Source organism: Streptomyces aureoversilis (genome assembly GCF_042657885.1).
GTDB classification, from domain to species: domain Bacteria; phylum Actinomycetota; class Actinomycetes; order Streptomycetales; family Streptomycetaceae; genus Streptomyces; species Streptomyces aureoversilis.
The window spans coordinates 118762-130816 of record NZ_JBHSKJ010000014.1 but is presented as its reverse complement, the minus strand read 5'-3'; the positions used below and the strand labels follow the sequence as shown (position 1 = coordinate 130816).

Genomic DNA, 12055 nt, shown 5'->3' with positions numbered 1-12055 from the left:
CCGGACCCGCGAGCGCCCCGTGCAGCGAGCCCGGATCGCGAAAGCGAAGGAGAGAGGCCCATGCGCATGCGTTCGAGACTCTGGATCCTTCCCGTAATCACCGCCCTGGTGGCGGTCGCGGTGGCACTGCCCGCGCTGTCGCAGCCCTCTGCCCGGCCGGAAGGCGCCGCCGCGGCGGCCGCCGGCCCCGCCCGTGGGACCGCTCCCCGGCCGGAGGCGACCGGCGTGGTGCTGGCCGTGCACGGCGGCGCCGGTACGGCGTTGCGGCGGGAGGACACCGACGCCCGCACGGAGAAGGCCTACCGCGACGGGCTGGCCGACGCCCTGCGCGCCGGCCGGAAGGTCCTGCGGGACGGCGGCGGCAGCGTGGCCGCGGTCGAGGCGGCCGTGCGGTCGCTGGAGGACAACGCCCTGTTCAACGCGGGCAAGGGGGCGGTGTTCACCGAGGACGCGGGGCATGAGCTGGACGCGTCGGTCATGCGCGGCTCGGACCTGGCGGCCGGTGCCGTGGCCGGCGTCCGCCACGTGCGCAACCCCGTCTCCGCCGCCCGCCTCGTGATGGAGCGGACGCCGCACGTGCTGCTGACGGGCGAGGGCGCCGACGGCTTCGCCGTGCGCAACGGCCTGCCGGCGGTCACCCAGGACTACTACTGGACCCAGGCCCGCTGGGACAGCCTCATGAAGGCCAAGGAGAAGAGCAGGGGCGGGACTTCGCCGTCGGCGAGCGGGAAGGCCGCCGACGAGAAGGCCGCCGACGGGAGAACCACCGGCGGGAGGGCCGTCGGCGCCGAAGCCGTCGGCGAGTCCGCGATGGGTACGGTCGGCGCCGTGGCCGTCGACCGCAAGCACGACCTCGCCGCCGCGACGTCCACGGGCGGGATGACCAACAAGATGGCCGGCCGGGTGGGCGACTCCCCGCTCGTGGGGGCGGGGACGTACGCGAAGAACGGAACGGTCGCGGCGAGTGCGACCGGGCACGGCGAGGTGTTCATCCGCGGTGCCGCGACGTCCACCGTCTCGCACCTGATCGAGTTCGGCGGCAGGGACGTGGCCGCGGCCGCCCATGAAGTCGTGCACGAGCGGCTCACCCGGCTGGGCGGCACGGGCGGCGTGATCGCACTGGGACCCGACGGGGTGCTCGCCGCCCCGCACAGCAGCGAGGGCATGCTCTACGGCTATCTGACGGCCGGCGGCGAGATCGTCACGAAGATCTTCCCCGACGAGTCGCGCACCGGCCGGTGACGGCTCACCGCGCGTACAGGTACATGGGCAGGCGCTCGGGAGCGAGCACGGCCCTGGCCGCCGGGCGGACGGCGGCGCCGGGAACGGCCTGCAGCCTCCAGCGGGCGGCGATCGTCGCCAGCGCCATCGTCGCCTCGGTCAGGGCGAAGGACTCCCCGATGCAGCGGTGGGCGCCGAGCCCGAACGGCACGTAGGCACGGAGTGATGCGTTCCGGTCGGCTGCGGGGCCACCGGCCGGAACGTCCTCCTCCGCCCAGCGGCCGGGCCGGAACCGCCCGGGTTCGGGGTAGAGGTCGCCACGGCGGTGGACGACGTACGGGCTGAACACCACCATGGTGCCCGCCGGCAGGCGCCGGCCCGCCGGCTCCGTCTCCGTGGTGGTCACCCGCGGGATCAGCCACGCCGGCGGGTACAGGCGCAGGGACTCGGTGACGACCCGCCCGGTCAGCGGAAGCCGGGGCAGGTCCTCCTGGGTGGCGGTCCGTCCCCGCAGGACCCCGTGCGCCTCGGCGTGGAGCTCTTCCGCGACGTCGCGGTGGTGCGACAGGAGGTGGCAGGACCAGGCGAGCGCGGAGGCGGTGGTCTCGGAGCCTGCGAGGACGAGCGCGGTGCACTGGTCGTGGACGGCGTCTCCGGCGACCGGAGTCCCGTCGGGCAGACGGGTGGAGAGCAGGTGGGAGAGGACGTCCTTGGGCACGTCCCCGCTGCCGCCGGCCTCCGGGCGCGCGCGGCGGGTCTCGACGAGGCGCGCGGTGTACGCCTGCCAGTGGGCCAGCGCCCGCCCGTAGCGGCGGTTGCCGGGGGTGGGCAGCCCGGCGGCCCACGGCAGGAGCGTCTGCCGGTAGATGCCCTTGAGGAAGGTGTCCGGGGCCTCGTGCAGATCCCGGCCCTCGGCGGGCCGCAGGTCGGCGTCGAAGAGCGCCCGCACGGCGGTCTTGGTGGCCAGCGCGAACAGCTCGCCGCCGAGGTCGACCCGCTGCCCGTGGCGCCAGCCGTCCACGGCCTCGCCGATCGTCTGCCGCATGACCGTCGCGTACCGGGCCAGGTGGTCCGGGCGGAAGGCGGGCTGCATCAGCCGGCGCTGCGTGCGGTGCTCGGCATGGGGGCAGGTCGCCAGGCCGTTGCCCATCGCGCGGCGGGAGCTCCGGTACGAGGGCCCCTCGCGGTCGTAGGTCCGGTCGTCGGTCAGGACCCGGCGCACGAGGTCGGGGTGGCAGAGCATGAACACCGGCCGGCGGCCGATGCGGACCTCGACGAGGTCCCCGTACCGGGGCAGCGCGTCGAGGAAGCCGAGCGGCGACCTCAAGAAGGCGGGCAGGTGCCCTGCCAGGGGCCGGGCCCCCGGCGCGCCCCCCGCCCGCAGGCCGGGCTCCGCGGGCGACCGGTCGGGGTGGCGGGTCGCCATGGACGTGCCTCCAGGATCTGCGCCCGGATCCGCTTCCGGGCACGGCGTCGTCGCGGCAGCAGGGCACGGCCACCGTAGCGAAGCCGCCCCCGCGGAAGGAACCGCCGCACCGCCCGCGCCGCCGGATCGGGTGAGCCCCCGGCGCAGAACGGGGGCCGGGAAGGAGGCTGGGAAAGGGGGCTGGGGAACAGGCCTGCGGTCAGCGGGCGGGAGACGGCGCGGGGGTGGTGGCCGCCGCGGTGACGTCGGAGACCAGCTCCACCATGTCCGGCCCGTAGGCGTCCGAGTTCACGACCTTCAGCAGGAGGCAGAACGTGCCGTCGAGCCCGTAACGGTGGGCGAGCTGTTTGTGGTGCCGGGCCAGGTACCTTATGGCCGCCTGGTTGGTGACGCTGCGCTGGCCGGAGGCGAGGAAGACCGGCCGGCTGCCGCCGGGCCCGGTCAGCCGGGCGAGCAGGACGTACTCGGCCGTCCCCTTGTCCACCCGGTACGTCTCGCCGCCGACGGTGAGCGCGCCCTCCTCCGGCCCGCCGTGGCCGGTGGCCACCGCGACGCCGGGCAGCAGCGAGCGCAGGTGGGCCTCGGTGCGCCGGTTCGACACGGGCCCGCCGACGCAGAACTCGGTGCGCACGCCGATCCCCTGGCGGGCGGCGTCGTGCACCACGATGTCCGCGTGCGCCCCGCACTCCTTGATCAGCGCGGATATCTCCAGCAGCGCGAAGGCGTCGTGCCGCGCGACGCCCCAGCCGTTCGTGCTCGGGTCCTGGTTGACCACCAGCAGGCACTCCGAGCCCGCCGGCAGGCCGAAGAAGATCTGCTTGCACCGGAGTTGGCGCCGCCACAGCAGGGTCCGGACGAACCAGCCCGCGGCGGCGCTGATCCCGCTGGCGACCAGTCCCAGCACGATGTTGCGCACGTCGTCGTTCATGAGCGGGCAGCCTACGGGCCCGGGGCGGGTCGGTCGACGGCCCTACGGCCGCGGCCCGAGGCGCACGCGAGCCCGCGCGGGTAGCGTCCGGACATGAAGATCGAACAGCAGACGGCCGGGCATGGCCCGGACGCGGCACGGGACCCGGGAAGCCCCGGAATCCGCAGCGGAGCACAGCGCAAGCGGGACGTCCTGGAGCGGCTGGGGCGGGAGCTGGACATCTGGGTCGCCTCGGCCGGCGCCGACGGGGTGCCGTACCTGGTGCCGTTGTGGTTCCTGTGGGACGGGGAGGCGATCTGGATGGCGACCCGGCCGGCCAACCCGACGGGCCGCAACCTCCGGGACGGCGGCCGGGCCCGGCTCGCCCTCGGGCACACGCGCGACGTCGTCCTCATCGACGGCGACGTGGAGACGTACGGCGCTCAGGAGGTGCCGGCCACGGCAGCCGACGCCTTCGCCCTGCACTCCGGCTGGGACCCCCGCAAGCAGGGTGACGCGTACGCCTACTTCAAGGTGGTGCCGCGCGCCGTGCAGGCGTGGCACGAGGAACCCGAGCTCCGCGGCCGCCACTTGATGCGCGACGGCGAGTGGCTCGTCTGAGCGGCGGACGGTGACGGGCTCGCCGGGGGGACGGGTGGCAGCGGTGACGGAGGGCGCGGCCGGGTGGTCCGGCGGAGCTCCTGCCGGCCGCCCGGCGCGCCCGTCCCCACGGGCGTGCGGCCGCTACGCCGCGGTGCGGTCCTCCCCGGGAGCCGCGCGGTCCGGGCCGGGAGCGAACCGCGTGCCCCCCAGGACCTCGGCGCCGGCCGGGCCGGAGCCGAGGGCGCTCAGCCGGGCCCTGGCCTCGACGGCGTACACGTCGACGTACTCCTGCTCCGACAGCTTCAGGATCGCGTACATGATCTCGTCGGTGACCGCGCGCAGCACGTGCCGCTGGTCCGCCATGCCCGCGTAGCGGGAGAAGTCCAGGGGTTCGCCGAAGCGGACCGTGACGGGCACCAGGCGGGGCATGCGCCGCCCCGCGGGCTGGGCCTCGAACGTGCCGATCATCGCGCACGGCACGACGGGCGCGCCGGAGCGGATCGCCATCTCGGCGACGCCGACCTTGCCCTTGTACAGCCGTCCGTCGTGCGAGCGCGTGCCCTCGGGGAAGATGCCGAGGAGTTCGCCGCGGCCGAGCACCTTCACGCCCTCCTCGACGGCGGCCTGTCCCGCGCCGCGGCCGGAGCGGTCGACGGGTATCGCGCCGAGGCCGCGGAAGAAGGCGGCGGCGAGCCTGCCCTTGAGGCCGCGCCCGGTGAAGTACTCCTGCTTGGCGAGGAAGCTGATCCGGCGCCGGAGGGTCACGCCCATCAGGAACTGGTCGGTGAACGACTGGTGGTTGCCCGCGACGATGGCCGCGCCGTGCTGCGGGACCCTCCCCAGCCCCTCCACCCTCGGCCGGAAGAGCCACCGCAGCAGCGGTACCAGCACCACGGCCTTGAACGCGCAATAGAACATGCAAACGCCCTTCTCCCAGAGACCCCCGCGCCCGGGCACGCTACTCGCGGGTATGGATCAGGGGGAGAAGGCCGATTGAGCCAGACCGTGGCCGGTTGATTACGGACGGCGTGCGTGCAGGACGCCCCACCGCAGCAGGCCGCGGCGCGCGGCGTCCACCCATACGGGCAGGTTCTCCTGCAGGTGGCCGAGGTAGGCGGCGCCGATGCGCCCGCCGAGCTCCGCCGCGCGCGCCGCCGTCTCCTCGGTCAGCCGCACATAATGGTTGACCAGTTGGCCACTGTGGTCGTCGAATCCGACGCCGGACAGGCCGAGGCCGGCGAGCCGGTCGCGGTAGAAGGACACGGTGGCCAGGGCGTCCACGCCGAGGCGGGAGACGGCCGGGCGCAGCGCCTCCGCGGGGGCGTCCTCGGCGGCCATGAGGTCGGTGAAGGCCAGCACGCCCCCGGGCTTGAGCACGCGGGCCGCCTCGCTCAGCACCTTCGGCCGGTCACCGCTGTGGCAGAAGGCCTCCAGGGAGCACACGGCGTCGAAGCGGCCGTCGGGGAACGGTATGTCGTGGAAGGACCCGGTGACGACCTCGACGAGACCGTCGAGGCCGCGCTCGGCGTTGACGGCGCGGTGCCGTTCGTTCTGGGCGGCGCTGAGGTTGAGGGCGACGACGCGGCAGCCGAAGCGCTCGGCGAGCCGGCGGGCGGTCCCCCCGTATCCGGAGCCGAGGTCGATGACGGTGCCGCCGGGGCCGAGGCTGCCCGCGAGCCGGTCGGCGACCCGCTCGACGGTGCGGCGGGAGGCCTCGGCTATCGGCTCGCCGGGGCGGGTGTAGATGCCGGTGTGAATGTCCTCGCCGCCCCAGACCGCGTCGTAGAAGGCGTCCACGTCGCCGGAGTCGTAGTAGCTGCGCGTCGCCTCCTCGTTCGCTTCCTGATTCGCTTCCTGATTCGCTTCCTGATCCGCTTCCTGGTTCGCTTCCTGGTGCACAGGTGCTCCTTTCGCCCGCAGGACCGGTCGGGATCAGCCTCACCCCCCGCACGGTGGCGGACACAGGGACGAACCAGCCATGATCGGGTCGCGTCAGCGGACCAGGGCCCGCAGCAACCTGACGTACGGGCTCCAGCGTGCGGGCTTGGCCACCGCCCCCGTGCAGGCGCGTTCGGCCAGGTCGAGGCTGTCCTCCAGGCACGCGTCGTGGAGCGGGCGCCACAGGAGCGGCCAGGTGAAGCGGGCCGGGCCGCGGGCGCTCATGGAGAGGGTGTGGCGCAGGACGGTGTGCCCGTCTCCGGCGGGCAGGGCGGCGTACTCGTGGAAGCCGTGGAAGCCGCGCGGCCCGGTGAAGGCGAAGCGGACCCACGTGGCGGGGACGTAGGCGGCGACGGTGTAGCGGACGGGGCCGTGGCCGCCGGCCGCCCCCGGCCCGAGGGGCCGGTCGAAGGTCATGGGCGGCCAGGGTCCGCGCGGCCACAGCCGGTCGCCGTCGCTCGCGAGGGAGTCGATCAGCGCCCCCGCCTCGTGCTCGGCCACGGGCAGCAGGCGCTCGTGCACGTTGTGGACGTCCATGGATCCTCCGTCTCCCGGAAGCAATATAGAGGTGCCCCTCTAATATTATGGAGAGTACTCTCCAACTCATGGCCCGACCACCCCGTTTCGACCTCGACCAGCTCCTCGACGCCGCCGTACGGCTGGCCGCGGCGTCGGGACCGGCCGGCGTGACGATGTCCGCGGTCGCCAAGGAGGTGGGGGCTCCGAGCGGTTCGGTGTACCACCGCTTCGCCGGGCGGACCGTGCTGCTGGCCGAGGTGTGGCTGCGCACGGTCGAACGCTTCCAGGAGGGCTGGTTCGCCGCCCTCGAAGGGGAGGCCGACCCCCGGCGGGCCGGGAGCGCGGCGGCGCGCCACGTCGTCGCCTGGAGCCGCGCCCATCCGGAAGAGGCCGCCCTCCTGCTCTACGGGGCCCGGGACTTCGGGCGCGCCGAGTGGCCCGGCGAGCAGGCCGGGCGCGCCGAGCGCGGCCACCGGCGGGTGCGGGCCGCCGTCGCCCGCCTGGCCGCGGCCCTCGGCGCCGAGGACCCCGCCGCCCTGGAACGCGTCTCCGTCGCCGTGATCGACCTGCCGCTCTCGCTGGTCCGCCGTCACCTGCGGGCGGGCGAGGCCCTCCCCGGCCACGCGGAGGAGCTGGCCGAGGAGTGCACAGCGGCACTCCTCGTCTGAGCACTCCTGCCGTGCGCCTAGTGCGCGGCCGCGGCCGCGCCCGTCCGCAGCTTCTCCAGGACGCGCTCGCGCAGGAGCTCGTACTCCTCGCGGAGGCGCTTGATCTCGGGCGGGCGCGGTACGACCAGGCCGCCGGTGACGATCTCTTCGGGGGCGAACTGCTCGCGGGTGAGGTCGATCTCCACGCCCTCGCCGAGCCGGTTCCACCAGTGGAAGTCGGTCTGCACGCCGTCGACGCGCACCTCGCCCCGGATGAGCTCCCCGCCCAGCAGGTCGTTGAGGACCATCGCAGTGACACCGCACTGGTCGCGCGCCGGATTGTCCGGGGTCCAGCGCGAGCGGTACTCGGGGGTGCACGTGTCGGCGTCCCAGCTGCTGCGGACGGCGCGTTCGATGTCGGTGAGAAGCCACGGTTCCATGCCGCGCATCCTGTCAGTGACCACTGACAGTGCCGGGTGGAAAGGCGCATCGGCGTCCGGCGGCGCCCAGGACGTACAGTCCTCCGTGGCCCGCAGCGGCCCGAACCAGCCGAAGGAAACAGGGATCCATGAACAGCACGTGGGACAAGGCACTCGACGCCGCCGGCGTCCACGACCGGCAACTGCGCGACGACTACACCCGGCAGCGCGCCCTCGTCTCGCGCTACCGGCGCCACGCGTACGTGGCCGTCCGGCTGCTGCTGCCCGCGGCGACCGTCCCGCACGTCGTCGCCATGACCGCGTTCATGCACCACACGGACAACACGCTCGACAACGGCGGCACCCGGACCGAGCGCACCTCCGCCTACGCCGAGTGGGAAAAGGACGTGCGCGAGGCCCTGACCGGCGGGCGGGCGGACGATCCGGTGATCCGGTCACTGGTCCACACGGTCGCCACGCACCCCGGGCTCGCCGGAGCCGTCGAGGACTTCCTCAAGACCGCGCCGGCCGATCTCGACTTCGACGGGTTCGCGACGGAAGGCTCCTACCAGGACTACGTCGACGCCTACTCGCTGCCGGCGTTCATGCTCGTCGCCGGCCTGCTCGACCCGGGCACCGACCCCGGCGCGTACCGTGCCGCCTGCCGTTCGTACATCGACGGCAGCCAGCGCCTGGACTTCGTCAACGATCTTGCCGTGGACCTGGAGGGCGGGCGCCTGGCCCTCCCCCGGGAGACCCTGGAGGAGCACGGCGTCTCCCGCGACGACCTGGAGTCGGCGCGCGACACCCCGGCCGTACGGGCGCTCCTGGCCGGTCAGTTGGGCCGCGCGCGCCACGACCTGCTGGACGCCCGCCGCCTGGCCGGGCTCACCTCGCCGGTCGACCGTCCGTTCGTGCGGGCGATGGTGGAGCTGGAAGTGCTCACCGCGGACGCCGCGGAGGCGAAGGGCTGCAGTCTGCTGCGGGGGCCGGCGCGCCCTTCGGCCGGCGCCGCCCTGCGGGTGCTCCTCCGGGAGCGCGGCCGCGCGCGGACCGCCCGGCGGCTCGCCCTCTGAGTGCGTTCCGAGCACCACCGGGGCGACTTGAGAGCTTCTTGACCACGATTCACCCGTAGCGGCGATCACCCGTTGGTGTTCGGGCTGCGGTCGCCGCGCACGGCCACCTAGGGTGCTTGAACGTGACCGGCTGACGGACGAATCGAGGACACGTGGACGAGGAAGAGGACCGGAGGCTGCGGGCGATCGCACCGGAGATCTCGCACACCACCATCGGGCTGATGCGCACCATCGTCGGCCTCGAACCGGCGGAACGGGTGCCCGAAGAGGCGCTCAAGGTGGCGGACCGGGTACTCGCCAAGCACGGTACGGACGGGCTGCGGGTGCTCGTCATGAGCCTGTCGGGGTGGATGGCGGTCGGTATCGAGAACGTCGCGCACCTGAAGGGCCAGACGAACGAGGCCATCATCGACGACATCGAACTGACCTGTCTGGAGGCCAACCCCGACGGCTGAGGCGGACCGGCCGAGTGGTCAACATCTCCTCCGCCGCGGGGAAGCCGCCCCCTACTGTGGAGTACGTCGGCGTGACGCCCCCGGGAGGACACCATGACCAGCTCGGTCGAGCACCGCTTCGTCGAGGTCAACGGAGTAACGCTGCACATCGCCGAGCAGGGGCGCGGCCCCCTGGTCGTCCTGCTGCACGGCTTCCCGGAGTGCTGGTACTCCTGGCGGCACCAGTTCGGGCCGCTGGCCGGAGCCGGGTACCGGGTCGTCGCGGTCGATCAGCGCGGGTACGCACGCAGCGAACAGCCGGACGACACCGGCGCGTACAGCGTGCTGCACCTCGCCGGTGACGTCATCGCCCTGATCCACGCACTCGGCGAGGAGAGCGCGGTGGTCGTCGGGCACGACTGGGGCGCGCCGGTCGCCTGGACCACGGCGCTGCTGCGGCCCGACGTCGTCCGCGGCGTGGCCGGCCTGAGCGTGCCGCCGCAGCCGCACGGCCCGGCGGCGCCGCTGCCGGCGCTGCGCTCCGTATTCGGCGACGGCTTCTACCAGCTCTACTTCCAGGAACCCGGCGTCGCGGACGCGGAGTTGGCGCGGGATCCGGCGACGTCGTTCCGCCGGATCCTGTTCAGCGGCTCGGGCGACAGCGCGCAGACCGACCCGCCGCGCCCGTGGGTCGTCCCGGCCGGCCGCACGCTGCTGGAGACGATGGCGGAGCCGGAGGAGCTGCCGGGCTGGTTCACCGAGGAGGACGTGGACGTCTTCGTGCGCGAGTTCTCCGCGCACGGCGACCGCGCCTTCACCGGCGGCCTGAACTGGTACCGCAACCTCGACCGGAACTGGGAGCTCCTCGCGCCCTTCGACGGCCTCCGCATCGAGGTTCCCGCGCTGTACGTGGGGGGCGACCGCGATCCCGTCCGGGCCTTCCCCGGCATGGAGCGGCTGCTGGCCTCCCTGGAGGAGACGGTGCCGGGGCTGCGCCGCAGCGTGACCCTGCCGGGCTGCGGTCACTGGACGCAGCAGGAGCGCCCGGACGAAGTCAACGCCGAGCTCCTCGGGTTCCTGTCGTCCCTGCCGTCCCCGAACGCGTAGCCGGAGGCCCTGCCATGAGTGACACGATGCTCGCCGGACGACTCGACCTGCGCTCCGGCGCCTTCGCCGTCGAGGAGATACCCGTCCCCCGGCCGGGGCCGGGGCAGGTCCGCGTCAAGGTCGAGGCCTCCGGCATCTGCCTGTCCGACGTGCACCTCATCGACGGCAGCCTCAAGCCCGTCCATACACAGGCCGACAAGATCACGCTCGGCCACGAGACCGCCGGCGTCGTCGACGCCCTGGGCCCCGGCGTTCCGCCGGAGTGGACCGTGGGCCGCCGCGTCCTGCTGCAGGCGGGCGAGCGCTGCGGCACCTGCCGCTCCTGCGAGCGCTTCACCGCACCGTGCCTGCGCCTGCTGACCCGCGGCGTGGACTACGACGGCGGCTGGGCCGAGTACGCCCTGGCCGGTCACCACACGCTGGTCGCCCTCCCCGACGACCTGCCGTTCGAGCAGGCCGCGATCATCCCGGACGCCGTCTCCACGCCATGGTCCGCGATCACCCTGACGGGGCGGGCCCGCCCCGCCCGGCCGGCGGGCGTGTGGGGCGCGGGCGGCCTCGGCGCGCACGCCGTGCAGCTGCTGCGCCTCGTCGGGGCCGCGCCGGTCATCGCCGTCGACCCCCTGGAGGCCGCCCGGCGGCGGGCGCTCGACTTCGGCGCCGACCTCGCCCTCGACCCCGCCGACCCCGGCTTGCGCGCGCGGATCCTGGCGGCGACCGACGGCCACGGGCTGGACCTCGCGCTCGACACGGCCGGCGTTCCGGCCGTGCGCGAGCAGGCCGTCGGCTGTCTGGCGGCGGACGGCCGCCTGGTCCTGGTCGGCCTCGGCCCCGGGCCGCTGACGATCGGCAACAGCATCGCCTTCAGCGTCCGGCACCAGCAGATCCTGGGGCACTACGGCTCGGAGCCCGGGCACGTCGACGAGCTGGTCACCCTCGCCCGCCTGGGCCGCCTCGACCTCGGCCGCTCCATCAGCGGCACCCTGCCGCTGGCGGAGGCCGCAGCCGGAGTCGAGCGGCTCCGCAAGAAGGAGGGCGACCCGGTCCGGCTGGTCCTCACCCCGTGATGCCGCCCCTCACCTGGTGACGGCGGCCTTCCGCGAGCGCCTGGCCCGCAGCAGGAACACCGCGGCGGCCGCCGCCACGGCGACGGCCGCACAGGCGCCCGCGACGAGGCCGGTACGGGAGGAGGACGCGGGAGCCTGCGCGGCCTCCTCGGCCTCCCGGGGCGCCGCTTCCCGCCGGGCGGCCGCCGGGCCGGCCGGCGCGGACCGCTCCGGCGCGGCGGCGCTCCCGGCCGGAGCGGGGCCGTGCCCGGCCTCCGCGGTCCCGGCCGCTACCGTGACCGTCCCCTCCCCGTGGCCGAGGTCCGGGAAGCCGCAGTGGACGACGACCTTCCACGTGCCCTCCGGCAGGGCCTCGCGGGTGGTGTAGGCCCCCTTCCCGCCCTCGGCGGCCACGAGCTGCCACGGGCCTGCGGTGCGCCCGTCCGGGCCGGTGGCCGTCAGGGTGCCTGCGACGTGCTCGTCGACGGGGTCGCCGTCGTTCTCCCAGGTCGCCACGGTCCGTACGTGGCCGCCCTGCTGCTCGCCGCCGACGGCGAAGTGGATGGTGTCGCCGTGCGCGGCGGCCGTTCCGGGCGTGCCCAGGACGAGCAGGGCGGCGCATCCGAGCGCCGGGGCCAGGGTGGTGGGGCGCAGCTTCATCGTGGCGGTTCCTCGGGGGGGGTGTGGGGAGGGGCGGGGCAGAAGGGGCCGG

General features: G+C 74.5%; 14 protein-coding genes. 7 read left to right on the top strand and 7 right to left on the bottom strand.

Annotated features, from left to right (window positions below):
- Positions 1–60: 60 nt before the first annotated feature.
- Positions 61–1242 (top strand): isoaspartyl peptidase/L-asparaginase family protein, encoded by a 1182-nt coding sequence (locus tag ACFPP6_RS24070; RefSeq protein WP_382045939.1) that lies wholly within the window; start codon positions 61–63, stop codon positions 1240–1242.
- 4 nt (positions 1243–1246) lie between these two features.
- Here the strand turns inward: ACFPP6_RS24070 and ACFPP6_RS24065 are convergent, their stop codons facing one another.
- Together ACFPP6_RS24065 and ACFPP6_RS24060 are read right to left on the bottom strand one after the other, a co-directional pair.
- Positions 1247–2647: a cytochrome P450 gene (locus ACFPP6_RS24065; protein ID WP_382045936.1), complete on the bottom strand. Its 1401-nt coding sequence runs from the start codon at positions 2645–2647 to the stop codon at positions 1247–1249.
- Between the two features lie 199 nt (positions 2648–2846).
- Positions 2847–3575, bottom strand: coding sequence for a hypothetical protein (locus tag ACFPP6_RS24060; protein ID WP_382045934.1), 729 nt, complete (start codon positions 3573–3575; stop codon positions 2847–2849).
- Positions 3576–3668: 93 nt separating this feature from the next.
- On the opposite strand from ACFPP6_RS24060, the gene ACFPP6_RS24055 reads away from it, so the two are divergent.
- Entirely contained in the window at positions 3669–4175 is a 507-nt protein-coding gene (locus tag ACFPP6_RS24055; RefSeq protein WP_382045931.1) for a pyridoxamine 5'-phosphate oxidase family protein, read from the top strand.
- A gap of 123 nt (positions 4176–4298) precedes the next feature.
- Here the strand turns inward: ACFPP6_RS24055 and ACFPP6_RS24050 are convergent, their stop codons facing one another.
- The 3 genes from ACFPP6_RS24050 to ACFPP6_RS24040 all read right to left on the bottom strand — a co-directional run bounded on the left by ACFPP6_RS24050 (position 4299) and on the right by ACFPP6_RS24040 (position 6632).
- Entirely contained in the window at positions 4299–5075 is a 777-nt protein-coding gene (locus ACFPP6_RS24050; protein ID WP_382045928.1) for a lysophospholipid acyltransferase family protein, read from the bottom strand.
- Positions 5076–5174: 99 nt separating this feature from the next.
- Entirely contained in the window at positions 5175–6056 is an 882-nt protein-coding gene (locus ACFPP6_RS24045) for an SAM-dependent methyltransferase (protein WP_382045925.1), read from the bottom strand.
- A 93-nt stretch (positions 6057–6149) separates the two neighbouring features.
- Positions 6150–6632, bottom strand: a complete 483-nt coding sequence (locus ACFPP6_RS24040; protein ID WP_382045923.1) for an SRPBCC family protein — start codon at positions 6630–6632, stop codon at positions 6150–6152.
- 68 nt (positions 6633–6700) lie between these two features.
- Here ACFPP6_RS24040 and ACFPP6_RS24035 point away from each other — a divergent pair, with 68 nt between their 5' ends.
- Entirely contained in the window at positions 6701–7282 is a 582-nt protein-coding gene (locus ACFPP6_RS24035) for a TetR/AcrR family transcriptional regulator (protein WP_382045920.1), read from the top strand.
- A gap of 17 nt (positions 7283–7299) precedes the next feature.
- On the opposite strand, the gene ACFPP6_RS24030 is transcribed toward ACFPP6_RS24035, so the two are convergent.
- Positions 7300–7701 (bottom strand): YunG family protein, encoded by a 402-nt coding sequence (locus ACFPP6_RS24030; protein ID WP_382045917.1) that lies wholly within the window; start codon positions 7699–7701, stop codon positions 7300–7302.
- 128 nt (positions 7702–7829) lie between these two features.
- On the opposite strand from ACFPP6_RS24030, the gene ACFPP6_RS24025 reads away from it, so the two are divergent.
- The 4 genes from ACFPP6_RS24025 (at position 7830) to ACFPP6_RS24010 (ending at position 11364) form a co-directional block, all read left to right on the top strand.
- Positions 7830–8756, top strand: coding sequence for a phytoene/squalene synthase family protein (locus ACFPP6_RS24025; protein ID WP_382045915.1), 927 nt, complete (start codon positions 7830–7832; stop codon positions 8754–8756).
- Between the two features lie 152 nt (positions 8757–8908).
- Entirely contained in the window at positions 8909–9211 is a 303-nt protein-coding gene (locus ACFPP6_RS24020; RefSeq protein WP_058041490.1) for a hypothetical protein, read from the top strand.
- Between the two features lie 93 nt (positions 9212–9304).
- A complete protein-coding gene (locus ACFPP6_RS24015) occupies positions 9305–10297 on the top strand; it encodes an alpha/beta fold hydrolase (RefSeq protein WP_382045911.1) in 993 nt (330 codons plus the stop codon).
- A 14-nt stretch (positions 10298–10311) separates the two neighbouring features.
- Positions 10312–11364, top strand: a complete 1053-nt coding sequence (locus ACFPP6_RS24010) for a zinc-binding dehydrogenase (RefSeq protein WP_382045908.1) — start codon at positions 10312–10314, stop codon at positions 11362–11364.
- Between the two features lie 9 nt (positions 11365–11373).
- On the opposite strand, the gene ACFPP6_RS24005 is transcribed toward ACFPP6_RS24010, so the two are convergent.
- Positions 11374–12003 (bottom strand): hypothetical protein, encoded by a 630-nt coding sequence (locus ACFPP6_RS24005; RefSeq protein ID WP_382045906.1) that lies wholly within the window; start codon positions 12001–12003, stop codon positions 11374–11376.
- Positions 12004–12055: the final 52 nt, after the last annotated feature.